Source organism: Kitasatospora sp. NPDC127116 (assembly GCF_042677365.1).
In the GTDB taxonomy this organism is placed as follows: Bacteria; Actinomycetota; Actinomycetes; order Streptomycetales; family Streptomycetaceae; genus Kitasatospora; species Kitasatospora lactacystinica.
This window is the reverse complement of the sequence record NZ_JBHXTL010000007.1, coordinates 85,987-111,668: the sequence shown is the minus strand read 5'-3', so window position 1 is coordinate 111,668 and position 25,682 is coordinate 85,987. Positions and strand designations below refer to the sequence as shown.

Sequence of the window (25,682 nt, the reverse complement as noted above, 5' to 3'; positions counted from 1 at the left end):
TTAGCGCCGTGCGGACCTCCCCGTGGGGCATTCGTGCAGGCTGGGGCGGACGGTGAGGGTTTGGGGGCACTGTCAAGGGCAATTGCCCTACATCCCTAACATCCCATCATTGCATCAGATACCCTACGGCCTTCGAGGCGCGGATGATCTTGCGAAGCCCACCCTCACCGTCCGCGCCCCGTCGCGCCAACTCCCCCCACCATCACCGCTCCAACAACAAGCGCCCCCACCCTCCGCTGCACCGGGAGTCCGATGTCTGACGACACCTCACTTCAGATTCCGTTCCCGCACCGCCGCAGTCCGCACGGCGTCCACGCCACCGCACTGCACAGGGACTGGCTGATCCGCCACCCGCTGCTGCCCGACGCCGACCATCCCGGCTACGCGCACTGGGAGGTGGTGGACCTCGCCGCACTCGGCTATCCGGACGCCGGCCCGGACGAACTCGCCCTGGCCGCCGACCTGATGGGCTTCTACTTCCTCTTCGACGACCAGTTCGACGGCCCGCTCGGCCGCCGTCCCGCCGAGGTGGCCCCGATCTGCGAGCGGCTGATCGCCGTCCTGCACGGCGCCCGCCCCGACCAGGGTTCCGCGGTCGAGACCGCCTTCGCCGATCTGTGGAACCGCAGCATGCGGGGCATGCCGGCCCGCTGGCAGGCCCGCGCCGCCTACAACTGGGAGTACTACCTGGCCAGCCACCCGGCCGAGGCGGCCGGCCGGATCTCCACCCGGCCGCCGGACCGCGCCGGCTACCTGGAGCTCCGCCGGGGCACCGCGGCGATGGAGACCATCTTCGACATGGTCGAACGCCTGGGCCAGTTCGAGGTCCCGGCCGCCGTCCTGCACCACCCCGTGCTGCGTCAGCTCCGCCAGCTGGCCGCCGACATACCGTCGCTCAGCAACGACGTGCACTCCTACCCGCTGGAGGCGCCGCGCGGGGACGTGAACAACCTGGTCATGATCGTCCAGCGGGAACGGCGCTGCTCGGCCGAGGAGGCCTGCGCGGCGGTCATCGCCGAGGCCCAGCTGATGGTCGACCGCTGCGCCGAACTGCACGCCCGGCTGCCCGACGTCCACCGCGAGTTGGGCCTCTCCCGGATCGAACGCACGATCGCCCAGCGGTACGCGGACGGGCTGCTCACCTGGCTGGCCGGCTACCTCAGCTGGGAGGCCCGCACCGGCCGGTACCACGCGGTCTGACCGGCGTGCGCCCCGGACCGCCCGACGGGCGTGCGGTGGCGCGACCCGAGAGCGCCGCCCCGGCCGTACGGCGGCGTACGGCGGCACGCCGCGGGGACGGTCCGGCCGACGCACGGCGGCTCACGGAGGCACGCCGGGAACAGCCCCACCGACGCGCGACGGCGCGCGGCCACGGGTCGCGGGGGTGCGTCCGAAACGCGCGCCCCCGCAGTGATCCGTTTCGGGACGCCCGCGGAGATCGGGATCGGGCCCCGGGGTCCCGCGGAGATCGGGATCGGGCCCGGGGTCCCGCGGAGATCCGGTCCGGGAACGTCCGGCGGCCCAGGCCCCCGCGAGCGACCGGAAGACACACCCTCCGTACCGGACACGCGTACGGACCGTAGCCGCGCCGGGCGCCCGGCGGTTATCGTGCTCGGCGGCGGGCGCCCCGGCGGGGCGCCGGTCCGATTGCGTGTCCGACCCCTCCCGCCGGACCGCCCCCGAACGGGCGGTCCGGCGTGCCGCCCGTGGCCCGAGCCGTGCCCGGCGGCGCCCGACGCAGCGAGGAGACAGCGAACATGACGGTCTACCAGCCCCCCGGCACGCCCGGCAGCATCGTCGCCTACCGCTCCCGGTACGAGCACTGGATCGGCGGCGAATGGACGCCTCCGGTGCGCGGCGAGTACTTCGGCAACCCGACCCCGGTCACCGGCGAGGTGTTCACCGAGGTCGCCCGGGGCACCGCCGAGGACATCGAGGCCGCGCTGGACGCGGCCCACGCCGCGGCCCCGGCCTGGGGCCGCACCTCCGCCGCCGAGCGCGCGCAGGTCCTGCTGCGGATCGCGGACCGGATGGAGACCAACCTGGAGCAGCTGGCCGTCGCGGAGAGCTGGGAGAACGGCAAGCCGGTGCGCGAGACGCTGGCCGCCGACCTCCCGCTCGCGGTCGACCACCTGCGCTACTTCGCCGGTGCGCTGCGGGCCCAGGAGGGCAGCCTCTCCCAGCTGGACGAGGACACCGTGGCGTACCACTTCCACGAGCCGCTGGGCGTGGTCGGCCAGATCATCCCGTGGAACTTCCCGATCCTGATGGCGGTCTGGAAGCTCGCCCCGGCGCTCGCCGCCGGCAACGCGGTGGTGCTCAAGCCCGCCGAGCAGACCCCGGCCTCGGTGCTGCTGCTCGCCGAGCTGACCGCCGACCTGGTGCCGCCCGGCGTGGTCAACATCGTCACCGGCTTCGGCGAGGAGGCCGGCGCCCCGCTGGCCGCCAGCCCCCGGATCCGCAAGATCGCCTTCACCGGCGAGACCGGCACCGGCCGGCTGATCGCCCGTTCGGCCGCCGAGAACCTGATCCCGGCCACGCTGGAACTCGGCGGCAAGAGCCCCAACGTGTTCTTCGCGGACGTCGCCGCCGAGGACGACGCCTTCTACGACAAGGCCGTCGAGGGCTTCGCGATGTTCGCCCTCAACCAGGGCGAGGTCTGCACCTGCCCCAGCCGCGCCCTGATCGAGACCCCGGTCTACGAGCGGCTGCTCGGCGACGGCCTGGCGCGGGTGCGGGCGATGCGCCAGGGCAACCCGCTGGACACCGAGACCCAGGTCGGCGCGCAGGTCAGCGTCGAGCAGCTGAAGAAGATCCTCTCCTACTTCGAGATCGGCCAGGACGAGGGCGCCAGGATCCTGGTGGGCGGCGAGCGGGCCGACCTCGGCGGCACGCTGGCCGGCGGGTACTACGTCACGCCGACGGTCTTCGAGGGCGACAACTCGATGCGGGTCTTCCAGGAGGAGATCTTCGGACCGGTCGTCTCGGTCACCCGCTTCGACGGCTTCGACCAGGCCGTCGCGCTCGCCAACGACACCCAGTACGGGCTCGGCGCGGGCGTGTGGACCCGCAGCATCAACACCGCCCACCGGGCCGGGCGCGCCATCCAGGCGGGCCGGGTCTGGACGAACTGCTACCACGCCTACCCGGCCCACGCGGCCTTCGGCGGCTACAAGAACTCCGGCATCGGGCGGGAGACCCACAAGGCGCTGCTGGAGCACTACCAGCAGACCAAGAACCTGCTGGTCAGCTACTCCCCCGACGCGGTCGGCTTCTTCTAGACCCGACGAGCCAGGGAGGCCGGGAAAGCGGAGCGGGAGGCCCATCGGGGCCTCCCGCTCCCTCGCCACTCCCCGTGGCGGGCTCCGGGGCGAATCGCCCGTTCCGGGGATCAAAGCACATGAATGCGGTCAATTCACCGACGCGCCGCCGACATGCCCGGACGGCCCGCGCGAAAGCCGTAGACAGGACTCCCCGCCCCTCACCCCCATCAGGGAGTCCCGCGTGACCATCGCCCCCACGAAACTCAGCGACCCCGCCGTCCGCGCCTTCGTCACCGCGGTCAACGCGGGCGACCGCGAGGCCTTCTTCGCGCTGCTGGCCCCGGACGCGACCATGGCCGACGACGGCTCCGAGCGCGACCTGGCGGACTGGGTCGACCGGGAGATCTTCGGCCCGAACGGCCGGATGGCCGTCCAGACCGAGTCGAGCGGAGGCCACGCGCTGGTCGCCGAGTTCACCAACGAGACCTGGGGCACCATGCGCACCGCCTGGCGCTTCACCGTCGACGGCGGGAAGATCCACCGCTTCGAGACCGGCCAGGCCTGAGGCTACCGGTCCAGCCCCAGGCACCCCCGCACCGCGCGGATCAGGTTCCGCGAGCGGATGTCCCCGGTGACGCCCGGCTGCATGCCGTTGGTGACGTAGCCGAAGCCCAGCCCCAGGTCGGGGTCGGCGAAGCCGAGCGAACCGCCCCGACCCGGGTGGCCGAAGCTCGCCGGGGAGGCCATCGGCGCGGTCGGGCCGTGCCGCCAGAAGCCCAGGCCGAAGGTGGAGTTGACGATCAGCACCCGGTCCGGCCCGCTCACCGCCGGCTCGACCGCGCGTGCCAGCACCTCGGGGCCGAGCAGCGGCGGCAGCAGCGCGCCGGAGCCGTCCGGGCGGTCGGCCGCGCCGATCAGTGCCGCGTAGAACCGGGCGAGTGACCGGGCTGTGCCGATGCCGCCGGCGCCGGGGATCTCGGCGGCCTGCACCGCCGGGTCGTTGAGGTCCACGCCGGGGCGCACCGAGGCGAAGGAGCGGGCGGTCAGCGAGGCCGGGTCCTGGTAGGCGTCCCGGACGGACTGCTTGGGTCGCAGCCGCAGCCCGCTCGGACCGGTCCGGGCCGCGTCCGGCGCCGGGAGGTCGACGAGCCTGCCGACCCTGGGCGCGGCGCCGGCCGGCAGCCCGATCCACAGGTCCAGCCCGAGCGGCCGGGCGACCTCCTCGGCGAAGTACTGGCCCACCGTCCGGCCGCTGACCCGGCGCACCACCTCGCCGACCAGCCAGCCGAAGGTGTACGGGTGGTAGCCGTGCGCGGTGCCGGGTTCCCAGGCGGGCGCCTGCGCGGCGACTGCGGCGGCCGCGCGCTCCCAGGTGAGCACGTCCTCCAGCCGCAGCGGCACGTCCAGCGCGGGCACTCCGGCCTGGTGCGAGAGCAGCCAGGCCACCGGTATACGGCCCTTGCCGGCCGCCGCGAACTCCGGCCAGTACGAGGCCGCCGGGGCGTCCAGGTCGAGCAGGCCGCGTTCGGCCAGGAGCAGCGCGGTGGTCGCGGTCAGGCCCTTGGTGACCGAGCGCAGCACCTGCGCGGTGTCCGCCGTCCACGGCACCGCGGGCGCCGGCCGGCCGCCGACCTCGGGCCGGGCGTCACCGCCCCACAGGTCGACCACCTTGCGGCCGCGCACGTACAGCGCGAAGGCCGCACCGAGCTCGCCGTAGTCGGCGAAGTTCCGCGCGAAGGCCGCCCGTACGGGCTCGAACCCCTCGGCCGTCTCGCCCCAAATCTCCACCACCGCGTGCCGCCCTCGACCAGTTCCGTTGCTTCTCGTGCCACTCGGGTTCGTTCTCGATCTCCTTCGATCGAATCCGTTCGAACCGAGCCCCGAAACCCTAACCTGTCCCTCATGACCAACCCTGCCGAGGAACTGCTGGACATCGTCGACGAGCACGACCGCGTGATCGGGACCGCCCTGCGCGGCGAGGTGTACCGGCGCGGGCTCACCCACCGCTGCGTCTTCATCCTGGTCCGCGACCCGGCCGGGCGGATCTTCGTCCACCGCCGCACCGACACCAAGCTCTTCGCCCCCGGCGCGTACGACATGTTCGTCGGCGGCGTGGTCGGCTCCGGCGAGACCTACGCCGAGGCCGCCGTCCGCGAGGCCGAGGAGGAGCTCGGCGTGCACGGCATCGCCCCGCGCCCCCTGTTCAAGTTCCTCTTCGAGCAGGACCGGCTCTCCTGGTGGTGCGACATGTACGAGGCCGAGTGGGACGGCCCGGTCTCCCCCCAGGAGTCCGAGGTCGCCTGGCACACCTGGCTCACCCCCGCCGAACTCGCCGACCGCCTCACCCGCGACTCCTTCGTCCCCGACGGGCGCGAGGCCTACCGCCGCTACCTGGACCTCCGGTCCGCGTAGCGCCGCCACGACCTCGGCGTTCGGGCCCGGTGCGCGGGCCGGAGAGCAGTGGGCCCCTGTCTCCACCACAGGGCCCTCGACGAACTAGGGTGGCGCACATGGCCTCCCGTACGCCGTCACCGACGGCCGATCGCGCAGCACGGACCTCCGCCTCCGCCCGGGCGGCGGGCGAGCGGCCGCGTCGGCGGCTGAGCGTGGACGAGCGGCGGGAGCAGCTGATCGCCGTGGCGCTGGAACTGTTCAGCCGGCGGCCGCCGGAGGAAGTGTCGATCGACGACATCGCCGCCGCCGCGGGGGCCTCCCGGCCCCTGGTGTACCACTACTTCCCCGGCAAGCAGGCGCTGTACGAGGAGTCGCTGCGGCGGGCCGGGCAGGAGCTGTCGGCCCGGTTCGAGGAGCCCATGGACGGGCCGCTGTCGGAGCGGCTCCACCGGGTGATGGGCCGCTACCTGGACTTCGTGCAGAGCCACGGGCCGGGCTTCGCCGCGCTGCTGCGCGGCGGCTCGGTGGCGGCCAGCGCGGGCACCTCGGCGGTGATCGACGACGTGCGCAGGGCCGCACAGGAGCAGATCCTGGCCCACCTGGCGCTCCCCGAGCCGAGCGCCGGACTGCGGCTGACCGTCCGGGCCTGGATCGCCAACGCCGAGATCACCTCGCTGGAGTGGCTGGTCGAGCGCTCGGTGCCGCTGGAGGAGCTCCAGCTGCACCTGGTGCAGGAGTTCGTCGCCTCGCTCACCCTCACCGCCGCCCGCGAACCGGCCCTCGCCGCCGAACTGGCCTCCTTCTTCGCCGACGAACGCCCGGACGGCCCGACCGGGCGCCTGGTGCGGGACCTCGCGGGGCTGTTCGCCGTGCCGGGGATCGTCGAGGCGGTCACCGCACTCGCCGCCGGCACCCCCGAGGACGGGTCCGCGCAGGCCACCGGCACCACCACCGAGTGATCATCGGGTCATCCTGCGGTTCGGTCCGGACGGCGGGCTCTGATAGGAATGAGCCGGGATCTGACGACCCGCCGCCGCGGCGGGCCCGGTCCCACCCGAAACACCGACGGCAGACGGAGCAGAGCGGGGGGCTCACCAGGTGACCCAGGACGTGCAGTTCAGCGTGGAGGCCAATCCCTTCGCGGCGGCGGAGCAGGTCTGCGCGACCCTCGGCACCCTCACCGACGCCCTCTTCGACGAGCGCACCTCGCGCCACCCGGCGGCCTCGCTGAGCGCCCCGCGGGCGGCCGAACACCCCGCCGCCGAAACGCTGTTCGGCCTGCCCCTGGCCCCCAACGGCCCGGTGCACACCGCCCTCGACCGGCTCGGCACGGTGACCACCGCCGGCACCGCCCGGCCGGGCACCGGTGCACGGCTCACCGACCGGGTGGTCACCGCGCTCCAGGCCCGGTACGGCGGCGGCGCGGTGCGCGGTGCCATCGCCGACCGGGGCACCACCTCGGCCGCGCTGTTCCAGCTCCCGGTCACCGGCGAGTTCGCCGACGCCAAGCTGCGCCCGCCGTTCGCCCCCGCGCTGGCCGCGCTGGCGGCCGGGCAGCAGACCCGGCAACCGGTCGAACTGCCCACCGGCGCGGGCGCCGAGGTCCGGCTGGTCGTGCCGCCCGGCTTCCACGCGCTGACCTCCCCGGGCGGCCCGCCCGGCGTCTCCGCCCGTGCGGTGCCCCCGCTGCCGGCACTGCCCGACGGCACGCACCGGCCCGGCGACACGGACCGGACGGGCAGTACGGACCGGACGGGCGGTACGGACCGGACGGGCGGTACGGACCCGGCCACCGTGGCGGCCGCCGACGAACTGGCCCGGCACCTGGCGGAGGTCGCCGAGGAACTGTTCAGCGCCACCGGCCCGGAGCCGCGGCGCGACTTCGCGGTGATCTCCGCCACTCTGGCCGACCTGATCCGCGACGCGGGCGTCGTCTACGCCGGCGTCTGCGCCCTGGAACTGGACGACCGCACCTCGGACGCCGCCCTCGTCGTCTCGCTCGCCCGGCACCCGCTGCCGATCACCGCGCTCGCCACCGAACTGGCCACCGTCCGGCGGCACGCCGAGGTGTGGACCGTCCTGCTGCCGGCCGGACCGGCCGCCGTCCTGGTCGAGGGCCGGACCGCCCCGGTGCCCGGCCCGCTGGCCGCCGACGGGCAGCGGCGCTGGGTGGTCACCTCGGCCGTCCAGGCCTTCGTACCGCTGCCGGACGGCGGGACGGTGCTGTGCGCCCAGCTGTCCACGGCGCGGCCGGAGGACTGGGAGCTGTACACGGAGGCGTTCGCGGAGCTGCTGAAGAGCGTCCAGTTCGGCTGGGACGGCGTGCCGGCCGCGATGAACGGCGTTCCGGTCCAGGCTCCCGCTCCGGTCCGGACACCCGCCCCGGCGCAGGCCCCTGCTCCGGCTCAGGTTCCGGATCAAGCCCCCGCTGCCGCTGCCGTCGCTGCCGCCGTCGAGAAGGAGGCGGAGGAGAAGCCGGTGCACCTGCGCGGCACACCGGTACGGGTACCTCCCGCGGACTTCAACCCCTTCGCGCCCGTCGCGGAGGTCCCCTCCTCCGGTGCGGAGGACACGGCGCCGGATGCCGAGGACCGCCCGAAGGGCACGCCGGTGATGGTCCCGCCGGCCGACTTCAACCCCTTCTCCATGGAGGGCATCCCGGACGCGCCGGGCGACGTGCCCGCGGCCCGGCCCGCGGGCGCCGCTCCGGTCGCCGACCCGTTCGGGACCACGGTCACGACCGAGCAGAAGGCCGATCCGTTCGGCACCACCCTCCCCTCGCAGGGCCCTGCCGTCCCGCCGCCGCCCTCGACCCCGCCCGTCGTCCCGGCCCAGGCCCCGCCCGTCGCAGTGGAAGCGGCGGCACAGGAATCGGAACAGCCCGGGGACGAGGAGGAGGCGGGTCCGCGCAAGGGCACACCGGTGATGGTCCCGCCGCCGGACTTCAACCCCTTCTCCATGGAGGGCATCCCGGCCCTGCCGACGGACGAACCGGAGCCGGTAGCCGCGGTCGGCGCCGAGCCGGAGAACCGCCCGTTCGGCTGAGCCGGAGGCGCGGCGAGCCGCCGCGCGGTGACACGGCGAACGGATGACGGCCGACAGTCGACAGATTTCAGATTTCAGCGAACGAAATCTGAAATCTGTTACCTGTCAGCTGTCATCCGTTACCCGCTCCCGGCCCCTCTCCCCCCGGCGCCAACTCCCCTGCCGCGAGCGCCGTCGGAGGTCGGCCGCGATCCGCTCCGCCATCAACCGCCGCACACCGCCGACGGGTTCACCCACGCTCCGGGCGCATCTGCTCCGCCCCGGCCGGACCGGCTTCGGCGCTCAGCCCGCCCGCCGGGCCAGGTGCACCACGTCCGGCACCCCCCGGGCGACCGGGACCTCGTGCGACACCACGTCCGAGAAGCCCACCGCCCGCAGCGCGTCCTCGAAGGCTTGCGAAGGCTGCGCACTCCACACGGCCAGCACCCCGCCGGGCCGCAACCGGTGCCACAGCACCGTCAGCCCGTCCGCGCCGTACAGCCCGTCGTTGGACTCGGTGACGGTCCAGTCCGGCCCGTTGTCGATGTCGAGGCACAGCGCGTCGTAGCGCTCGCCGTCCGCCGCCGCGAGGTACTCCAGCAGGTCGGTGTGGAGAACCTCGACCCGCTCGTCGTCCAGTGCGCCGCCCGAGAAGGCGCCGAGCGGGCCGGTCCGGTGCCAGTCGATGATCGCGGACTCCCGCTCGACGATGGCGATCCGCCCCCAGCGCGGCTCGGCCGCCGCGTACGCCAGCGAGAATCCGACCCCGAGGCCCCCGATCAGCACCGACGGCCGCTCGACCGGGCCGCCGCCCGTACGGTCCAGCTCGTCCAGGGCCGTCTGGATCAGCAGCCGCTCCGAGCGCCCGTCGGCGGTGTCCATCAGGAAGCACCCGTTGGCGATGATCTCGAAGTCCCGACCGCGTTGCCGGAGCACCACCTCACCGTACGGGCCCTCCCGCCGGTCGAGCGTGACGACGGCCTCGCGGCCGTCGCGTTCGGGCAGTGCTGTGGTCATCCGTCCTCCTTGGCGGACTCGGGTGAACTCGGGTGAACTCGGCCGCACCACCGCCCTGGTACCGGCGGGCCGGGTGGGCTTGCGCCCGACAATAGCCGAGTCCGCACCCGGGTCCGTCAGGTCGTGACCAGCACCCCCGCGTACGAGACTCCCGCGACGACCACCCAGGATCCGAGCCCGAGCAGTGCGATCCGCCCGCCGGTGCGGGCCATGGTCGGCAGGTGCACCGCACTGCCGAGACCGAACAACGCGGCGGCCAGCAGCAGTTCCTGGGCGTCCGAGGCCAGGCCGAGCGCCCGCTCGGGCAGCACCCCGGTGGTCCGCAGGACGATCATCGCGAGGAACCCCGCCACGAACAGCGGCACGATCGGCGGGCGGTTGCCGGCCTTCACCGACTTCTCACCCGGCTTCCCGCCCACCTCGCCCTCCGCCGGAGCCCCCGCCGCCGACGTCACCGCCGCCGAAGCCCCGGCCGAAACCCCCGCCGCGACCTTCACCGAAGCCACCCGCGCCATCCGCGCCGCCCGCAGGTTCCGCCGCACCATGACGGCCACCCCCGCGACCAGCGGCGCCAGCAGCACCACGCGCATCAGCTTGACCAGCACCGCCTCCCGCAGCGCCCCGGCCCCACTGGTCTGCGCGGTGGCGACCACCTGCCCGACGTCGTGCACGCTCGCCCCGACCCAGCGCCCGAACTCCAGCTCGTCGAGCCCGAGCGGATGCTGGAGCAGCGGGAGCACGGCGATCGCCAGCGTCCCGCACAGGGTGACCAGCGCCACCGAGGCCGCGACGTCCTCCTCCTCGCTGCCCGCCGCCTGGCTGACCGCGCCGATCGCCGAGGCCCCGCAGATCGAGTACCCGGTGGCGACCAGCAGCGGCTGGTCGCCGGGCAGGCCGAGCCGCCGGCCCAGCCAGAGCGTGCCCGCGAAGGTGGCCGCGACCACGGCCAGGACCATGGCCACCGTGGCCCAGCCGAGGCCGAGCACGTCGTCCAGGCTGAGCTTGAGCCCGAGCAGCACGATCCCGAGCCGCATCAGCCGCTTCCCGGCCGTGGACAGCCCCGGCCGGGCTATCCCGCGGACCACCGGGCGCACCCCGGGCAGGTGCGCCGCCGCCATGCCGAGCACGACGGCGGCGGTGAGCTTGGGCACGGCCGGCACCAGCGCGTGGACGCCCAGCGCGGCGGCCACCCCGAGGGCGGCGAGCAGCAGCCCGGGGGCGTCCCCGCGCATCGGGGGCAACGAGCGGGTGCGGGCGGCGCGGTGCCGGAGGGTCAGTGCCACGCCGGGATCACTGCTGCCCGTCGGCGGGCATCCGGTAGACCCGCCGGATGCTGGTGCCGAGCCGGGAGACGTCCGCACCGTAGACGTGGATGGAGATCGCCGTGCTGCTACAGGAGTTGCGCACCAGGTGGATGTCGCCGGGCGGGGCGAAGGCGGCGACGGTACCGGCCGGGCCGGCCACGTGCTCGGTCTCGACCAGTCGGGCGGTGGGGCCGCCGGAGACCAGCCGGTAGCGGGTCTCGCTCTCCTGGCCCTGGTGGACGCCGGCCACGCACCAGGAGACGTGGTCGTGGATCGGGGTCTGCTGACCGGGCAGCCAGACCAGGGCGACGACGGAGAAGCTGCCGTCCTCCTCGGCGTGCAGGACGTGCTGGCGGTAGCGCTGCGGGTCGCCCTCGCGGTGGGCGGGGGCGAGCAGCGCGTCGGGGCCGTCCGGGTCGGCGTGCAGGTGCGGGGCGAGTCGCTCGCCGACCAGGTAGGCGGTGAGCTCCGGCGGGAGTCCGCGGTCCACGACGGCGCGGATCTCACTGATCAGCGCGGTCATCCGCTCGGTGAGTCGGTCGCTGCCGACCGTGGCTGAGGGAGTCATCCCAGCAGGTTCGGCCCTGGCGACCTATCACGTCCAAGGAGGGTTCGTAAGGAACCTCCCCACTAACGCTTATATGTCAGCGGGCAGCAGCTCACCGGTTACCTACTGCCGGCTACCTGCTGCCGCTCGCCCGTTACCTGCTGCCGGCCACCTGCTTCCGGTCGCCGCCGGGAGTCGTCACCCGGTTCGGCGCTCAGCACCCGACCCGACTCGCCGCCGCCTGCCGCAGGTGGTCCAGCACCAGCCCGGTGGCCGGGATCCGGCGGTGCTCGCGCAGCACGTACGCGCTCACCTGCCGCCGCAGGTGCGGTTCGACGGCCCGCCCGGTGACCTTGCGGTGGCACATGAAGGAGAGCACCAGTGCCGGCATCAGCGCGATCCCGACCCCGGCGGCGACGAGCGACTGCACCGCGAGGTTGTCGTCGGTGGAGAACACGATGTCCGGCGCGAACCCCTCCTCCGCGCAGACGTGCAGCAGGTTGGCCCGGCAGCGCGGACAGCCGGCGATCCAGCGTTCGCCGCCGAGGTCGGCCAGCCGTACGGCGTGCCGGCGGCCGAGCGGGTGCCCGACCGGCAGCAGCACCGTGAGCAGGTCCTCCATCAGCGGGATCTCGTCCACGCCCTCCGGCACCTCGGTGGCCACGCCGGGGTAACGGAAGGCCAGCGCGATGTCGCACTCCCCGCGCAGCAGCCGCTGGACGGAGTCCGGCGGCTCGGCCTCCAGCAGCTCGACCCGCACGCCGGGGTGCTCGGCCAGCAGCCGGGCCATCGCCTCGGGTATCAGGGTGGCGTTGGCGCTGGGGAAGGCGCAGACCCGCACCCGTCCGGCGCGCAGCCGGGCGAGGGCGGCGAGCTGCTGCTGGGCGGCGGACATGCTGTCGAGGATCAGTTCGGCGTGCCGGGAGAGCGCTTCGCCGGCCTCGGTGAGCCGCAGTCCGCGCCCGGCCCGGGTGAAGAGCGGAACGCCGACGGTGCGTTCGAGCGCCTTCATCTGCTGGGTGATGGCGGGCTGGGTGTAGCCGAGCTCGCGGGCGGCGGCCGAGTAGGAACCGGCCCGGACGACCTCGTGGAACGTCCTGATGTGCCGCGAATCGAACACCGGCTCCATGATCCCTCCCGCCCACCCGTTCTCGACAGCCCCGCTCCGGCCCCGCCCGGACCGTGCTCGGACCGCGCCCGGGCCTCGCCCGGACGCCCGAGAATCATAAGAGGAATTTGGAGGTATCGACCCCAACCCCACCCGTACCTATGGTTCAGCCCCGAACCAAGCTCCTCACTGCTGCGCCGACGGCGGCAGCCCCATCGCCACCTCGGCCTTGACCACCGGTGCCCCGCCGCGCACGCCCGGGCTGCGCCGGCTGCGCCGTTCCACGAAGCGGGCGAGCCAGGAGAGCAGCAGACACATGCCGATGTAGATCGGTGCGATCACCATCACCACCGGGATGAACGGCAGGTCGTAGTCCAGGTTGGTGGCGATCAGCTTGCCCGCGTGCAGGAACTCCTCGTAGGTGATCAGGAAGCCCAGCGAGGTGTCCTTGAGCGCGACCACCAGCTGGCTGATGATGGCCGGCAGCATCGCCCGGTTGGCCTGCGGCACCAGGACGTACGACATCACCTGGGTCTTGCGCATGCCCAGTGCGTACGCCGCCTCCCGCTGCCCCTTGGGCACCGCGAGCACGCCGGCCCGGAACACCTCGGCCAGCACCGAGCCGTTGTAGAGCACCAGCCCGGTCACCAGCGCCCAGAGCGGCTGCACCTTGAGCGCGACGAAGACGAAGAAGATCATCACCAGCACCGGCATGGCCCGGAAGAACTCCACCACCAGCGTGGAGAGCCAGCGCACCACCCGGTGGTCGGAGAGCCGCCCGGCCGCGAACAGCGCGCCGAAGGGCAGCGCGAACAGCACCGTCCAGCCGAAGGCCTTGAGGGTGTTTCCGAGCCCGCGCAGCAGCAGTTCCTGCACGCCCCGGTACTCGAACGGCTGCCACTTGGCGTACGTGAACTGGTTGGTGTGGAACAGCATGTAGATCACCCAGCCGATCAGCGCCGCGATCAGCAGCAGCGCGATCCCGCCGTACAGCCGGTGCCGGGCGAGCGCCTTCGGGCCGGGGATGTCGTACAGCGCCGAGGATTCAACGGTCATCGGGACACCGCCACTCGTCGTTCCAGCAGGTTGAAGACGGCGCTGATGGCCAGAGTGATGATCAGGTATCCGACGGCGATCCAGACGAAGGTCCAGACGATGCTGTAGCCCAGCTCGTTGATGGTCCGGTAGGTGCCCAGCAGTTCGGTGACGCTGAACGAGCCGGCGATCGCCGTGTTCTTGGCCAGCGCGATCATCACACTGCCGAGCGGCGCCACCACCGAGCGGTACGCCTGCGGCAGCACCACCAGGCTCATCGTCTGCCCGAAGCTCATGCCCAGGCTGCGGGCCGCCTCGCCCTGCCCGGTCGGCACCGTGTTGATGCCCGCGCGCATCGACTCGCAGACGAAGGCCGAGGTGTAGCAGCCCAGCGCGAGCACCGCGAAGGTGTAGAAGGGCAGGGTGATGTTGAACCGGGGCAGGCCCAGCACCACGATGAAGAACAGCAGCGTCAGCGGCGTGTTGCGCAGCAAGGTCACCCACACCGTCCCGAACACCCGCAGCGGCTTGACCGGCGAGACCCGGAAGCCCGCGATCAGCACGCCCAGCACCAGCGACAGCACGGCGCTCACCGCGAACAGCGAGAGCGTGCCGAGGAACCCCTCCCAGTAGGTCGACCAGTTGTCGATCAGCGTTTTCACGGCGCGGCCCTCTCAGTACCGGTCGATCTGCGGCGGGGTGGGCGCCGGCTCCCCGGAGAGGCCGAGGGTCGCCTCGAAGGCCCTCTGCCAGTCGCCGTTCTGGATGTGGTGCTCCAGCGCGTCGTTGATCGCGCCGCGCAGCACGGTGTCCTCCTTCGGCACCCCGATCCCGTACGGCTCGGTCGAGAACAGCGGGCCGACCACCTTGAGCTCGTCCGGCACCTTGGCCGCGTACCCGAGCAGGATCGCGTTGTCCGTGGTCACCGCGTCGACCTGGTTGGTGATCAGGTTGTCCACGCAGGCCGAATAGGTGTCGTAGCCGATCAGCTCGGCCTTCGGGTACTTCGACTGGATCCGCTGGTACGGCGTCGATCCGGCCGCCGAGCAGACCTTCTTGCCGTCCAGGTCCTCCGGGCCGTGGATGGTGTCGTTGTTCTTGCGCACCAGCAGCGACTGCCCGGCGATGAAGTACGGGCCGGCGAAGCCGACCAGCTTCTTCCGGTTGTCGTTGATGGTGTAGGTGCCGACGTAGTAGTCCACCTGGCCGTTCTGCAGGGCGGTCTCGCGGTTGGCCGAGGCGATGGTCTTGAACTGGATCCGGTCCGGCGGGAAGCCCAGCGAGGCGCCGACCATCTTGGCGATCTCGATGTCGAAGCCGGAGTACTCGCCGGTGGCCGGGTTCTTCTGGCCCAGGTACGGCTGGTCCTCCTTGGCGCCGACCACCAGGTGGCCCCGGCTGCGGGCGGCGTCCAGGGTCGGCGAGCCGGTGATCGCGGAGGCGTCCTGGACCTGGTAGCTGGGCAGGGCGCTGGGCTGCGGGCCCTTGGGCGGCGGGGTCCCGGGCTTTCCGCAGCCGGCCGCCAGCGCGGCGAGCAGCAGGGCGACGGCGAGCACGCGCCTGCCCGCCCGTGCGGCGGGCCGCACCCCGGGCCGCGCGACCGGCCTCTCCGCGGGCCGAGCCCCGGGCGTCGTCTCACGGTTCACGGCGCCGCCTCAGTGCTTCAGGATCTTGGACAGGAAGTCCCGGGCGCGATCGCTCTCAGGGGCGCTGAAGAAGTCCTCCGGGGCGCGGTCCTCGACGATCCGGCCGTCGGCCATGAACACCACCCGGTTCGCGGAGGCCCGGGCGAAGCCCATCTCGTGGGTGACCACGATCATCGTCATGCCCTCGCTCGCGAGCTGGCGCATGACGTCCAGCACCTCGTTGATCATCTCGGGGTCGAGCGCCGAGGTGGGCTCGTCGAACAGCAGGGCCTTCGGGTCCATGGCCAGCGCGCGGGCGATCGCGACCCGCTGCTGCTGCCCTCCGGAGAGCTGCGCCGGGTACTTGGCGGCCTGGTCGGCGAGGCCCACCCGCTCCAGCAGCGCGTGGGACTTGGCGTCCGCCTCGGCCCTGGGCCGGCCGCGGACCTTGATCTGCGCGAGCGAGACGTTCTGCAGCACGGTCTTGTGCGCGAAGAGGTTGAAGGACTGGAACACCATGCCGACCTCGGCGCGCAGCCTGGCCAGGCCCTTGCCCTCCTCGGGCAGCGGGTGGCCGTCGATCAGGATGGTGCCGACCTCGATCGGCTCCAGCCGGTTGATCGCCCGGCAGAGGGTCGACTTGCCGGAGCCGGACGGGCCGATGACCACGACCACCTCGCCGCGCCCGACCGTCAGCTCGATGTCCTGCAGGACGTGCAGGTCCCCGAAGTGCTTGTTGACCCCGCGCATCTCGATCAGCGGGGTGAAGGCCGAGGCGCCGGCCGGCGCCGGCCCGGGGGCCGCGGTCACCTGTTGCGCCGTCCCTTCAGCAGCCAGCCCAGCGCGACGCCCGCGATCAGCGTGGCCAGCAGCGCGATCCAGAGCGGCGCGGTGACGGTGAAGACCCAGAACTGGATCTGGACCCTGTCGAGGTTGGCGAACAGGAACCACACGGCGAGGACGACGATGACGCCGATCCCGATGTAGCGCGTGGGGATGCCGCCGATCTCACCGCGCGGGGAACGGGATGGTCCGTCTGAAATCTTGGTCACCGGAGCAGTCTGCGGGCCGGGCGGCCGATTTGCCCGGTTACGCGCTCTTCCGGGCCAGGGAGTAACCCGTACGGGGCAATCAGGCCCCGTACGGGTTTGAGTCCGCTCCGGCCCGCACCGGCCCGCTCCGGCCCGGCCGGGCGGCCGGACCGGAACCCGCTACCGCTCGTCCCGCCAGGACCGCCAGAGCGCCGCGTACGGACCGCCCGCCGCGACCAGCTCTTTGTGGCTGCCGTACTCGCTGATCCGCCCGCCCTCGACCACCGCGATCACGTCCGCGTCGTGCGCGGTGTGCAGCCGGTGGGCGATGGCGATGACCGTCCGCCCCTCCAGCACCCGGGACAGCGAGCGCTCCAGGTGACGGGCGGCCCGCGGGTCCAGCAGGGAGGTGGCCTCGTCCAGCACCAGGGTGTGCGGATCGGCCAGCACCAGCCGGGCCAGCGCCAGCTGCTGGGCCTGCGGCGGGGTCAGTGAGGTGCCGCCGGAGCCGACCTCGGTGTCCAGGGCGTCCGGCAGGGCGTCCACCCAGGCCCCGGCGTCCACGGCGTCCAGCGCCGCCCGCAACTCGGTGTCGTCCGCCCCGGGCGCGGCCAGCCGCAGGTTGTCCCGCAGGGTGCCGACGAAGACGTGGTGCTCCTGGTTCACCAGGGCGACCTCCGCGCGCACCCGCTCGGCCGGCATCCGCGCCAGCGCCGCCCCGCCAAGGGTCACGCTGCCGCGGCCGGGGGCGTAGATCCCGGCCAGCAGCCGGCCGAGGGTGGACTTGCCCGCGCCGGACGGCCCGACCAGCGCGACCCGGCTGCCCGGGGGGACGTCCAGGCTGATCCCGTGCAGGACGTCGGCGCCCTCGCGGTACCCGAACCGGACGTCCTTCGCCTCGACCCGACGGCCGTCCGGCAGGACGGACTCGTCCCCCTCGTGCTCGGGCACCTCGCGCACGCCGACCAGCCGGGCCAGCGAGGCCTGGCCGATCTGGAGCTCGTCGTACCAGCGCAGGATCATGTCCACCGGGCCGGTCAGCATCTGCGCGTAGAGCACGCCGGTGGTCAACTGGCCCACGGTGATCCAGCCCTGGACGGTGAACAGCCCGCCGAACAGCATGGTGGCGAGCACCGCCAAGGTGTAGACCGCGTCGATGGTCGGGAACCAGACCGAGCGCAGCCACAGGGTGTACCGCTCCCAGGCCAACCACTCGCGCAGCTTGCGGTCGGTCAGCCGGACCCGCTGGTCCCCCAGCCGCAGCGCCTCCACCGTCCGCCCGGCGTCCACCGTCTCGGCCAGCACGTTGCTCACCGCCGCGTACCCGGCCGACTCGCTGCGGTAGGACTGCGGCGCGCGCCGGAAGTACCAGCGGGAGCTGACCAGCAGCAGCGGAAGCCCGATCAGCGAGGTCAGCGCGAGCAGTGGCGAGGTGACCAGCAGCGCGCCGAGCATCAGCAGCAACGACACCACGGCGACGGCGAGTTCGGGCACTGCCTCGCGCACCGACTTGTCCAGCCGGTCGATGTCGGTGGTGCCCCGGGAGACCAGGTCCCCGGTACCGGCCCGCTCCAGCACGCCGGTCGGCAGGGCCACCGAGCGGACCAGGAAGTCCTCGCGCAGGTCGGCCAGCACCCGCTCGCCGAGCACCGCGCCGCGCATCCGCGACCAGCCGGTGAACGCCGCCTGCACCACGAGTGCCAGCAGGTACCAGGCGACCGCCACCGCGATGGTGGACCCGACGGTCCCGGTGGCCAGCGACTCGACCAGGCGCCCGAGCACCCAGGGCCCGACCAGCCCGGCCACGGTGGCCACGGAGTGCAGCGACACCACCGCGGAGAACCCGGCGCGGTGCCGCCGCGCGAGCAGCAGCAGGTACCCGCGCACCGCGGCCGGGGAGCCGACCGGCAGGGTGGCGGCCGGCTCCTGTTCCTCCTGGAACGGAGGCTTCATGACGTGCTCCTCGCGTGCGTAGCAGGGAAGTTGACGATGTTCCTCATACGGCCTCACCCACCGGAGCAACCGCCTCCTCGCCGCGGGTGACCACGGCCCGGTAGGCCGACTCGGTGCGCATCAGCTCGCGGTGCGGCCCGGCCGCGACGACCCGGCCCTCCTGCAGCAGCACCACCCGGTCCGCCCGGTCGAGCAGCAGCGGGCTGGTCGCGAACACCACGGTGGTGCGGCCCGCCCGGGTGTCCCGCAGCCCGGAGGCGATCCTCGATTCGGTGTGGGCGTCCACCGCGCTGGTGGGCTCGTCCAGCACCAGCACCGGCGGGTCCGCCAGCAGGGCGCGGGCCAGGGCGAGCCGTTGGCGCTGCCCGCCGGAGAGCGAGCGTCCGCGCTCGGTGATCCGGGCGCGCATCGGGTCTCCCCCACACTCCGGCGAACCCTCCGCCAGGGCCGTCAGCACGTCCTCCGACCGGGCCGCCGCCAGGGCCGCGGCGGCCGTGACCCGCCCCGAGGAGGGGATGTCGAAGAGCTCGGCCAGCGTGCCGGAGAGCAGTACCGGTTCCTTGTCGTGGACCAGCACCGCCGCCCTGGCCTCGGCCAGCGGCACCGCGTCCAGCTCCGTGCCGCCGAGCCGCACCGGGGCCTGCGCCCGCTCGCCCTCGGCCGGCGGGACGTGGCCGCCGAGCCGCTCGGCCAGCGCCCCCGCGAAGTCCGGGTCCCCGCAGACCACCGCGGTCAGCTCGCCGGCCCGCGCCGTCAGCCCGCTCGTCGGGTCGTGCAGGTCGGCCTTGTCCGGCCGGACCAGTGAGGCATCGGCCGTGCCGGCCGTCCGGCCGAGCGAGAGCACCCGGACGGTGCGCGCGGCGGAGACCCGGGCCACGCTCCACGCGTGCGCCGCCTCGCCCAGGATGCGCAGCGGGGCGGCCAGGAAGGCCGTGGCGCCGTAGACCGCGATCAGGGCGCCGACGGCGAGCTCGCCGGAGGCCACCAGCCGGGCGCCGTACCAGGTGACGCCGACCACGAACAGGCCTGGCAGCAAGACCTGTTGAGCCTGCATCAGCGACTGGATCCGGGCCGAGCGGACAGCTGCGGCCCGGACCTTCTGGGAGGCGGCCCGGTACCGCTCCAGGAACAGCTCCTCGCCGCCGATGCCGCGCAGCACCCGCAGCCCGGCGACGGTGTCGGCCGCCAGCTCGGTGGCCTTGCCGCCGAGGGTGCGCTGCTGCTCGTAGCGCCGCTCGAACGGCCCGATCAGCGGCCAGACGGAGGCCGCCAGCACCGGGACGCCGAGCAGCACCCCGGCCCCGAGCACCGGATCGACCAGCAGCACCGCCACGCTGACGGCCAGCCAGACGATCAGCGCCGACCGGACCCGGGCGACCAGTTCGACGTACCAGCCGATCCGCTCGACGTCCCCGCTGCCGACCGCGACGACCTCTCCGGTGGCGATCCGGCGGGACAGCCCGGCCCCGAGGCGCGAGGCCTGCCGGGACACCAACTGCCTTACGTGGGTGGCCGCGTGGATCCAGTTCCAGACCGCCTGGCGGTGCACCAGCACGGCGCCGAGCGCGGCACCCGCACCGAGCAGCAGCAGGATCCCGCCGGCCCGCCAGATCCCGCCGGCGTCACCGTCCACGGCGGCCTGCACGCCGAACCCGAGCGGTATCGGCAGGGCGGCCCGGCACCCCAGCTCGATCAGCGACCAGAGGGTGGCGAGCACCTGCCCGCGCCGCTGGCGCCGCTGCAGCCAGCGCAGGAAGGCCGGGGGTGAGGAGAGGTCGGGACTGCCGGGATCGGCCAGCGGCAGGGGGGTGAGCAGCATGACACTCCGATACGAGCGGTGCGCGGCCACGAGCGCACAGGGGTTCGGGAGAGCTACAGGAGTTCGAGGAGCGGCGCGCACGGAGCACCGGGGTGACGTGCGCGCAGTGCGGACGGCGGCCCTACGGCGGGCGGCCCGACGAGGAGCGGCCCGAACCGGCAGGCGGATGACGCGCGGCACGGCAGCACGGCTGCGGCGCGACGTCGACGATGCGCCCGGAGCGGAGCCGGACGGGGTGGGATGGGCACGAAGGGCCCGAGAGTCAGGACGTCATGATCGGGAGCCTGCCAACCTCCGCGCGATCTGCGCAACGTGTTTTTCACCACGGCTTTTCGCCCCGGCCCGCGCGCTCCGCACCCCGGCCCCCGCGAGCCGGACCCACACGCCCCCCGCACGCCCCGCCGGGGCGGTCCCGACCCCGCCCCGGGTCGGCCGGCCCCTCGGCCAAACCCCCGCAAAGCTTCACCCAAGATTCGCCCGTTCGGCGGGAACAATCACACCGGGACGCCAGTTGCCCCCACTGGAACCACAGGACAATCAGGAGGGCACCCCTTCCCGTGAGCACCATCCCCACCGTCACCCTCAACGACGGCGCGCAGATCCCGCAGCTCGGCTTCGGCGTGTGGCAGGTCCCGGACGCCGAGGCCACCCCGGCCGTCCGCACCGCGATCGAGGCGGGCTACCGCTCCATCGACACCGCGGCCATCTACGAGAACGAGGCCGGCACCGGCGCGGCGATCGCCGAGGCCCTGGCGGGCGGCGTCGCCCGCGAGGACCTCTACGTCACCACCAAGCTGTGGAACTCGGGCACCCGCGACTGGTCCGGCGAGCAGGGCCGCAACGCGGTGCTGCGCGAGTTCGACGCCTCGCTGGCCAAGCTCGGCCTCGAATACCTCGACCTCTACCTGATCCACTGGCCGCGCCCGATGCACGGCGACAGCTACCTGAACATCTGGAAGGCCTTCGAGCAGCTGAAGGCGGACGGCCGGGTCAGGTCGATCGGCGTCTCCAACTTCGGCACCGAGCAGCTGAGCCGCCTGCTGGGCGAGGCCTCCGTCGCCCCGGCCCTGAACCAGGTCGAGCTGCACCCGTACTTCCCCCAGGCGGAGCTGCGCGCGTTCCACGCCGAGCACGGCATCGCCACCGAGGCCTGGAGCCCGCTGGGCCAGGGCAAGGACCTGCTCGCCGAGCCCGCCCTGGTGAAGACCGCCGAGAAGCACGGCCGCACGGTCGCCCAGGTGGTGCTCCGCTGGCACCTCCAGAGCGGCGTGATCGCCATCCCGAAGTCGGTCACCCCGTCCCGGATCCGCGAGAACCTGGACGTCGCCGGCTTCGAGCTGGACGCCGAGGACCTCGCGGCGATCGCCGCCGTGGCCACCGGCAAGCGGATCGGCCCGGACCCGCAGGAGTTCGACTGGAACTGACGCCCGGCCCGGGGGTCCGGCCCCCGGACACCCGGATCGCCTGACGGCCGTCATGCCGAAGACCGCCCGCTCCCGTGGGGGGAGCGGGCGGCCTCAGGTGTACCCCGATCCGTCAAAGTCCATGGCCATGGACCCTCAGCGTTTTGGCGAATCGTTTTGGCTACTGCGGCGAAGTCTTGACCTAGAGCCTGCCCGCCTTCGCGATGAGCGCGAGCGCGGCCTCGTGCTCGCTCTCCTCCAGCGGGGCCAGCAGCAGCCGCTGGACCTCGGCCACCCCGGCGGCCGAGCGGTGCAGCAGGTCCTGTCCCGCCGGTGAGAGCGAGAGCAGGTTGCGCCGCCCGTCCGAGGGGTCGCGCCGGCGCTGCACCAGGCCGCGGCGCACCAGTCGGCTGACCATCTCGGCCATCGTGGCCTTGTCCAGCGAGGCCAGCTCGCCGACCGTGCGCTGGTCGGCGCCCGGTTCCAGTTCCAGCGCGTCCAGCACCGCGTACTGCGGAGCCGTCAGCTCGGCGCCCACGTGCTCCGACCAGAGCTTGGTGTGCACCTGCTGGCTCACCCTGATCAGGTAGCCGATCGCCCGCTGGGCGTCCAGTATCGGCCGCGCGTCGGTGATGACGGCGACCGCCGCGGGCTCCAGCCTGGCTATCTTGGCCATCACCCGGACGATCTCGACCTGTTCCTCCGCAGAGAGCGGCTCGAACAGGACGCGCTGAACGCGGACCACACCACCGGTGGCCTCGCGCACCGCCTGGGCACCGCTCTGCGAGAGCGCCAACAGTTTGCGCCGGCCGTCGGCCGGGTCGCGCCTGCGCAGCACCAGGCCGCGGCGGACCAGCCGCGCGACCATCTCCGCCATCGTGGCCTTGTCGAGCGAGGCCCGCTCGCCGACCGTCCGCTGGTCCGCACCCGGTTCCAGGGCCAGGACCAGCAGCACGGCGAACTGCGGAGCCGTGAGATCGGCTCCGACGTGTTCGGACCACAAACGGGTGTGGACCTGCTGTGCAACGCGAATGAGGTGTCCGGGCGACTGCTGCAGTCGCGCAGACACGCGGGTTGTCGGGATCTCCCCCAGCACCATGTATCCGTCCCGATGTCACACCCGGTGTGTGTGGGACACCCGGGTGGGGCAGTAACGGCGAGTGGGCGTCCAGCTATGAGGGAGGGCGCTCCAGCCGTGCAGCCGGTGGCTGCTGGCGGACACTATACAAACGGCGGGCCCTTGCTGGCAGGCAGGGGCGGATAGTAGACGCAGGTTCGGCAACATTGGCATATTTACGGACTGCGAACGGCTTGCAGTAACTCGTTCTCAGCAGAAAGCCGACCGGTCGGTCCTTACCCACCGTCACCTGCGTCTCTCCACCCTGGCCGCCCTCCCTACCCGCCGGTAGGGTGTGGCCACCCTCTCCGGGGGCTCTCCCCGGGAGGCAACCCCGAGAGAGACGAGACCGAGCATGACCGAGCAGAGCACCGCCCCCCGGGTCGCCGTCGTCACCGGCGCCGCCCGCGGCCTGGGCGCCGCCACCGCCGTCCGGCTGGCCGCCGACGGCTACGCGGTCGCCGTCCTGGACCTCGACGAGGCGGCCGGCAAGGAGACCGTCGACCGGATCACCGCCGCCGGCGGCAGGGCGCTGGCCGTCGGCGCCGACGTCTCGGACGCCGAGCAGGTCCAGACCGCCGTCGACCGGGTGGCCGCCGAGCTCGGCACCCCGGTCGTCCTGGTGAACAACGCGGGCGTACTCCGCGACAACCTGCTCTTCAAGATGTCCGAGTCCGACTGGGACACGGTCATCAACGTTCACCTCCGCGGCGCCTTCCTGATGACCCGCGCCGTGCAGAAGCACATGGTCGACGCCGGTTTCGGCCGCATCGTCAACCTGTCCTCCTCCTCGGCCCAGGGCAACCGCGGCCAGGCCAACTACTCGGCCGCCAAGGCGGGGCTCCAGGGCTTCACCAAGACTTTGGCCATTGAGCTGGGCAAGTTCGGCATCACGGCCAACGCGGTCGCCCCCGGCTTTATCGCCACGGACATGACAGCAGCCACCGCCGCCCGGGTCGGCATGGACTTCGAAGACTTCAAGCGGGCCGCGGCCTCGCAGATCCCGGTCCAGCGGGTCGGCGAGCCTGAGGACGTCGCCCACACCATCTCCTTCCTCGCGAGCGAGGGCGCCGGCTTCGTCTCCGGCCAGGTGATCTACGTCGCGGGCGGCCCCCTCGACTGAGCACGGAACCTACACAGGGTTACCACGGAGTGGGAAGCCGGTCGCACCGGCCTCCCACTCCTCCTGCTTTACCGGGGCTTTTGCAGAATCATTCGACGACCACACGGACTTTCGATCCTGGAATAGTGGAAATCACCCCCCGAGCCAGCCCCGATCGACCCAATTGTCGATTTCCCGGGAAAATGACAATTACCACCGGAATAGCCCTGTCCGGCTGGGTAAGGTCACCCCGTGCAATCCAGAAGTACCCCCGCTCCCATTCCGCGCCAGAGGCCGGAGCGCCGCACCGCCGAACCCGACCGCCGGGAACGCCCCACCACCCCGGGACACCCCCTCCCCCCGGCCGGCCCCGGCCCCGGTGAACCCGGCTGGCCCCCGATGAGCCGACGGCAGGCCGCCCTGCTCGCCGTCACCCTCGCCGGCTACCTGCTGGTACTGGCCGGGGTCCTGCTCAACACCGAGCTGGTCGACCTCGACTGGTCGGTCCGACTGCTGCGCCCCTACGAGCGGTGGCCCCGGCTGGAGCCGCTGCTCGACACCTGGGTGGTCGCCGGGCAACGCGGGCCCTCGGCGATCGCCGCCTTCTGCTGGCTCGGCTGGCGGGCCCACCGCCTCGGCCGGCTGCGCCCGCTGCTGGTCATGGGCATCGCGCTGCTGTTGCTCAACGTCACCGTCGGCGCGGTCAAGATCGTCACCGGCCGGCTCGGCCCGCACTACGCCCAGTACGTCGGCTCGCCCGAGCTCTTCTCCGGCGGCACCATCTTCCCCTCCGGCCACACCGCCAACGCGGTGGTCACCTGGGGGGTGCTCGCCTACCTCGCCGTCCGCTGGCGGCGCACCGGCGCGCTGATCGCCGCCGCCACCGCCTGCTCGATCGGCCTGACCACGGTCTACCTGGGCACCCACTGGGTCACCGACGTCCTGGCCGGCTGGGCCGCCGGACTGCTCGTCCTGCTCTCGCTGCCACTGCTGGAGCCCCTGGTCGCCACCGCCGAACAGCGGCTCCGCCGGCGCTTCGCCCGCCGGCACCTGCCCTGCTGAACCCGAGCCACGCCCGACCCGAACCGCACCCGAGCCACGGCGAACCCGACCCGCACCAGGTCCGCACCGAAGCCGAAGCCGAACCCCGAATGCCGAAGCCGGACCCGGCCCCCGAGCCGACGGAACGGGCCGGACCTACCCCTCCCAGCTGCGCTCGACCACACCGTTGCGCACCGCGAGGTTGAGCCGCCCCTGGCGGTACTCCATGGTCATCAGGTCCCCCGGTTCCAGCACCCGGACCGACGCCCAGCCGTGCCTCCGGGCCAGCTCCCGGGCCCGCTCGATCCGCAGCCCCGCGTATCCCTCGCCGTCCTGGCCCCCCGCCCCCGAACCGGCGCCCGGACCCGCCGCGCCGGACCCCGCCCCCACCGCGCCCGAACCCGACATCGCGCCTCCCCGGCTCGCCTCCTCGGACGTACGCTGGAATCGTAGCCCGACCGGCGTGGTCAAGAGGTGAACGGCATGCGCACCACCACTCCGCGACGGTGGCGCAGCGGCACCGAGCCGGCCACCGCCCGCAGCGATCTCAAGCTCCGCTACCTGCTCTCGCTCACCTTCACTCCGCTGTTCGCACTGGCGACGGTGGGTTTCGCACTCTGGGCGGCCGCCTCCCCCGCCGACGGCGCGCCCAGCCGGGGCACCCTCACCGGCTTCGCCGTGGCCTGCGGCCTGCTCACCCTGTTCGCCGCCGTCGATCTCGTGGTGGTGATCCGGCGTCGCCGGACCGAGCTCTGACGTGGTGTCTCCCATGGAGTGGGGAGTGGGGCCCGCCGACGTGCCACACCCCGCCCCCCACATCCCCCCCCCCCGCGCCCCCACCACACCCAGTGTCTTATAAACAAAAGAAGCGGGCGACGAGTTAGGGGGTGTTGATGTAG

The 25,682-nt window shown here is 73.1% G+C and carries 24 protein-coding genes; 10 read left to right on the top strand and 14 right to left on the bottom strand.

From position 1 onward, the window contains the following. Positions 1-252 precede the first annotated feature (252 nt). The 3 genes from ACFVHV_RS04930 to ACFVHV_RS04920 all read left to right on the top strand — a co-directional run bounded on the left by ACFVHV_RS04930 (position 253) and on the right by ACFVHV_RS04920 (position 3,828). Positions 253-1,200, top strand: a complete 948-nt coding sequence (locus ACFVHV_RS04930; protein WP_359911688.1) for a terpene cyclase — start codon at positions 253-255, stop codon at positions 1,198-1,200. A 557-nt stretch (positions 1,201-1,757) separates the two neighbouring features. Beyond that, positions 1,758-3,281 carry an aldehyde dehydrogenase family protein gene (locus tag ACFVHV_RS04925; protein ID WP_380348819.1) on the top strand — a complete coding sequence of 508 codons (1,524 nt, stop codon included), beginning with the start codon at positions 1,758-1,760 and terminating at the stop codon, positions 3,279-3,281. A gap of 223 nt (positions 3,282-3,504) precedes the next feature. Further along, on the top strand, positions 3,505-3,828 hold the full coding sequence (locus ACFVHV_RS04920) for a nuclear transport factor 2 family protein (RefSeq protein WP_359911682.1): 324 nt from the start codon (positions 3,505-3,507) through the stop codon (positions 3,826-3,828). Between the two features lie 2 nt (positions 3,829-3,830). Here the strand turns inward: ACFVHV_RS04920 and ACFVHV_RS04915 are convergent, their stop codons facing one another. Further along, complete coding sequence (locus ACFVHV_RS04915) at positions 3,831-5,054, bottom strand: serine hydrolase domain-containing protein (protein WP_359911679.1); 1,224 nt, start codon at positions 5,052-5,054, stop codon at positions 3,831-3,833. 111 nt (positions 5,055-5,165) lie between these two features. Here ACFVHV_RS04915 and ACFVHV_RS04910 point away from each other — a divergent pair, with 111 nt between their 5' ends. The 3 genes from ACFVHV_RS04910 (at position 5,166) to ACFVHV_RS04900 (ending at position 8,702) form a co-directional block, all read left to right on the top strand. Next, positions 5,166-5,675, top strand: a complete 510-nt coding sequence (locus tag ACFVHV_RS04910; RefSeq protein WP_359911677.1) for an NUDIX domain-containing protein — start codon at positions 5,166-5,168, stop codon at positions 5,673-5,675. A gap of 98 nt (positions 5,676-5,773) precedes the next feature. Continuing rightward, positions 5,774-6,616 carry a TetR/AcrR family transcriptional regulator gene (locus ACFVHV_RS04905; protein WP_359911674.1) on the top strand — a complete coding sequence of 281 codons (843 nt, stop codon included), beginning with the start codon at positions 5,774-5,776 and terminating at the stop codon, positions 6,614-6,616. Positions 6,617-6,755: 139 nt separating this feature from the next. After that, positions 6,756-8,702, top strand: a complete 1,947-nt coding sequence (locus ACFVHV_RS04900) for a hypothetical protein (protein ID WP_380348816.1) — start codon at positions 6,756-6,758, stop codon at positions 8,700-8,702. Positions 8,703-8,984: 282 nt separating this feature from the next. Here the strand turns inward: ACFVHV_RS04900 and ACFVHV_RS04895 are convergent, their stop codons facing one another. The 11 genes from ACFVHV_RS04895 to ACFVHV_RS04845 all read right to left on the bottom strand — a co-directional run bounded on the left by ACFVHV_RS04895 (position 8,985) and on the right by ACFVHV_RS04845 (position 20,120). Beyond that, on the bottom strand, positions 8,985-9,698 hold the full coding sequence (locus ACFVHV_RS04895) for a spermidine synthase (RefSeq protein ID WP_359911668.1): 714 nt from the start codon (positions 9,696-9,698) through the stop codon (positions 8,985-8,987). A gap of 116 nt (positions 9,699-9,814) precedes the next feature. Further along, positions 9,815-10,930, bottom strand: a complete 1,116-nt coding sequence (locus tag ACFVHV_RS04890; protein ID WP_380348847.1) for a YeiH family protein — start codon at positions 10,928-10,930, stop codon at positions 9,815-9,817. A 58-nt stretch (positions 10,931-10,988) separates the two neighbouring features. Further along, complete coding sequence (locus tag ACFVHV_RS04885) at positions 10,989-11,570, bottom strand: cysteine dioxygenase family protein (RefSeq protein ID WP_359911665.1); 582 nt, start codon at positions 11,568-11,570, stop codon at positions 10,989-10,991. Between the two features lie 193 nt (positions 11,571-11,763). Continuing rightward, positions 11,764-12,669 (bottom strand): LysR family transcriptional regulator, encoded by a 906-nt coding sequence (locus ACFVHV_RS04880; protein ID WP_359911662.1) that lies wholly within the window; start codon positions 12,667-12,669, stop codon positions 11,764-11,766. Between the two features lie 174 nt (positions 12,670-12,843). Continuing rightward, a complete protein-coding gene (locus tag ACFVHV_RS04875) occupies positions 12,844-13,713 on the bottom strand; it encodes an amino acid ABC transporter permease (protein WP_359911659.1) in 870 nt (289 codons plus the stop codon). After that, complete coding sequence (locus tag ACFVHV_RS04870; RefSeq protein WP_380348813.1) at positions 13,710-14,354, bottom strand: amino acid ABC transporter permease; 645 nt, start codon at positions 14,352-14,354, stop codon at positions 13,710-13,712. The genes ACFVHV_RS04875 and ACFVHV_RS04870 overlap by 4 nt, the downstream gene beginning before the upstream one ends. A gap of 12 nt (positions 14,355-14,366) precedes the next feature. Beyond that, positions 14,367-15,248: a glutamate ABC transporter substrate-binding protein gene (locus ACFVHV_RS04865; RefSeq protein ID WP_359911653.1), complete on the bottom strand. Its 882-nt coding sequence runs from the start codon at positions 15,246-15,248 to the stop codon at positions 14,367-14,369. A gap of 99 nt (positions 15,249-15,347) precedes the next feature. Further along, a complete protein-coding gene (locus ACFVHV_RS04860; RefSeq protein ID WP_359911719.1) occupies positions 15,348-16,076 on the bottom strand; it encodes an amino acid ABC transporter ATP-binding protein in 729 nt (242 codons plus the stop codon). A gap of 47 nt (positions 16,077-16,123) precedes the next feature. Next, positions 16,124-16,369, bottom strand: a complete 246-nt coding sequence (locus tag ACFVHV_RS04855; protein WP_359911650.1) for a LapA family protein — start codon at positions 16,367-16,369, stop codon at positions 16,124-16,126. A 159-nt stretch (positions 16,370-16,528) separates the two neighbouring features. Beyond that, entirely contained in the window at positions 16,529-18,301 is a 1,773-nt protein-coding gene (locus ACFVHV_RS04850; protein WP_380348810.1) for an ABC transporter ATP-binding protein, read from the bottom strand. A gap of 43 nt (positions 18,302-18,344) precedes the next feature. Beyond that, positions 18,345-20,120, bottom strand: a complete 1,776-nt coding sequence (locus ACFVHV_RS04845) for an ABC transporter transmembrane domain-containing protein (RefSeq protein WP_380348808.1) — start codon at positions 20,118-20,120, stop codon at positions 18,345-18,347. Positions 20,121-20,677: 557 nt separating this feature from the next. Here ACFVHV_RS04845 and ACFVHV_RS04840 point away from each other — a divergent pair. Next, entirely contained in the window at positions 20,678-21,544 is an 867-nt protein-coding gene (locus ACFVHV_RS04840) for an aldo/keto reductase (RefSeq protein ID WP_380348806.1), read from the top strand. Positions 21,545-21,725: 181 nt separating this feature from the next. On the opposite strand, the gene ACFVHV_RS04835 is transcribed toward ACFVHV_RS04840, so the two are convergent. After that, a complete protein-coding gene (locus ACFVHV_RS04835) occupies positions 21,726-22,526 on the bottom strand; it encodes a MarR family winged helix-turn-helix transcriptional regulator (RefSeq protein ID WP_380348804.1) in 801 nt (266 codons plus the stop codon). A gap of 469 nt (positions 22,527-22,995) precedes the next feature. Here ACFVHV_RS04835 and fabG point away from each other — a divergent pair, with 469 nt between their 5' ends. Beyond that, positions 22,996-23,763: a 3-oxoacyl-ACP reductase FabG gene (fabG, locus tag ACFVHV_RS04830; protein WP_380348802.1), complete on the top strand. Its 768-nt coding sequence runs from the start codon at positions 22,996-22,998 to the stop codon at positions 23,761-23,763. Positions 23,764-24,141: 378 nt separating this feature from the next. Then, entirely contained in the window at positions 24,142-24,804 is a 663-nt protein-coding gene (locus tag ACFVHV_RS04825; RefSeq protein WP_359901587.1) for a phosphatase PAP2 family protein, read from the top strand. A 135-nt stretch (positions 24,805-24,939) separates the two neighbouring features. Here the strand turns inward: ACFVHV_RS04825 and ACFVHV_RS04820 are convergent, their stop codons facing one another. Next, a complete protein-coding gene (locus ACFVHV_RS04820; protein WP_359901590.1) occupies positions 24,940-25,191 on the bottom strand; it encodes an I78 family peptidase inhibitor in 252 nt (83 codons plus the stop codon). A gap of 75 nt (positions 25,192-25,266) precedes the next feature. Between ACFVHV_RS04820 and ACFVHV_RS04815 the strand changes: the two genes are divergently transcribed. Then, complete coding sequence (locus ACFVHV_RS04815) at positions 25,267-25,539, top strand: DUF6343 family protein (protein WP_359901593.1); 273 nt, start codon at positions 25,267-25,269, stop codon at positions 25,537-25,539. The last annotated feature ends 143 nt before the right edge of the window (positions 25,540-25,682 follow it).

Coding starts and splice junctions, on each gene's coding strand:
- ACFVHV_RS04930 (WP_359911688.1), top strand. CDS start 253: ATGTCTGACGACACCTCACTTCAGATTCCGTTCCCGCACCGCCGCAGT.
- ACFVHV_RS04925 (WP_380348819.1), top strand. CDS start 1,758: ATGACGGTCTACCAGCCCCCCGGCACGCCCGGCAGCATCGTCGCCTAC.
- ACFVHV_RS04910 (WP_359911677.1), top strand. CDS start 5,166: ATGACCAACCCTGCCGAGGAACTGCTGGACATCGTCGACGAGCACGAC.
- ACFVHV_RS04905 (WP_359911674.1), top strand. CDS start 5,774: ATGGCCTCCCGTACGCCGTCACCGACGGCCGATCGCGCAGCACGGACC.
- ACFVHV_RS04895 (WP_359911668.1), bottom strand. CDS start 9,698: ATGACCACAGCACTGCCCGAACGCGACGGCCGCGAGGCCGTCGTCACG.
- ACFVHV_RS04890 (WP_380348847.1), bottom strand. CDS start 10,930: ATGCGCGGGGACGCCCCCGGGCTGCTGCTCGCCGCCCTCGGGGTGGCC.
- ACFVHV_RS04885 (WP_359911665.1), bottom strand. CDS start 11,570: ATGACTCCCTCAGCCACGGTCGGCAGCGACCGACTCACCGAGCGGATG.
- ACFVHV_RS04875 (WP_359911659.1), bottom strand. CDS start 13,713: ATGACCGTTGAATCCTCGGCGCTGTACGACATCCCCGGCCCGAAGGCG.
- ACFVHV_RS04850 (WP_380348810.1), bottom strand. CDS start 18,301: ATGAAGCCTCCGTTCCAGGAGGAACAGGAGCCGGCCGCCACCCTGCCG.
- ACFVHV_RS04845 (WP_380348808.1), bottom strand. CDS start 20,120: ATGCTGCTCACCCCCCTGCCGCTGGCCGATCCCGGCAGTCCCGACCTC.
- fabG (WP_380348802.1), top strand. CDS start 22,996: ATGACCGAGCAGAGCACCGCCCCCCGGGTCGCCGTCGTCACCGGCGCC.
- ACFVHV_RS04825 (WP_359901587.1), top strand. CDS start 24,142: ATGAGCCGACGGCAGGCCGCCCTGCTCGCCGTCACCCTCGCCGGCTAC.
- ACFVHV_RS04820 (WP_359901590.1), bottom strand. CDS start 25,191: ATGTCGGGTTCGGGCGCGGTGGGGGCGGGGTCCGGCGCGGCGGGTCCG.
- ACFVHV_RS04815 (WP_359901593.1), top strand. CDS start 25,267: ATGCGCACCACCACTCCGCGACGGTGGCGCAGCGGCACCGAGCCGGCC.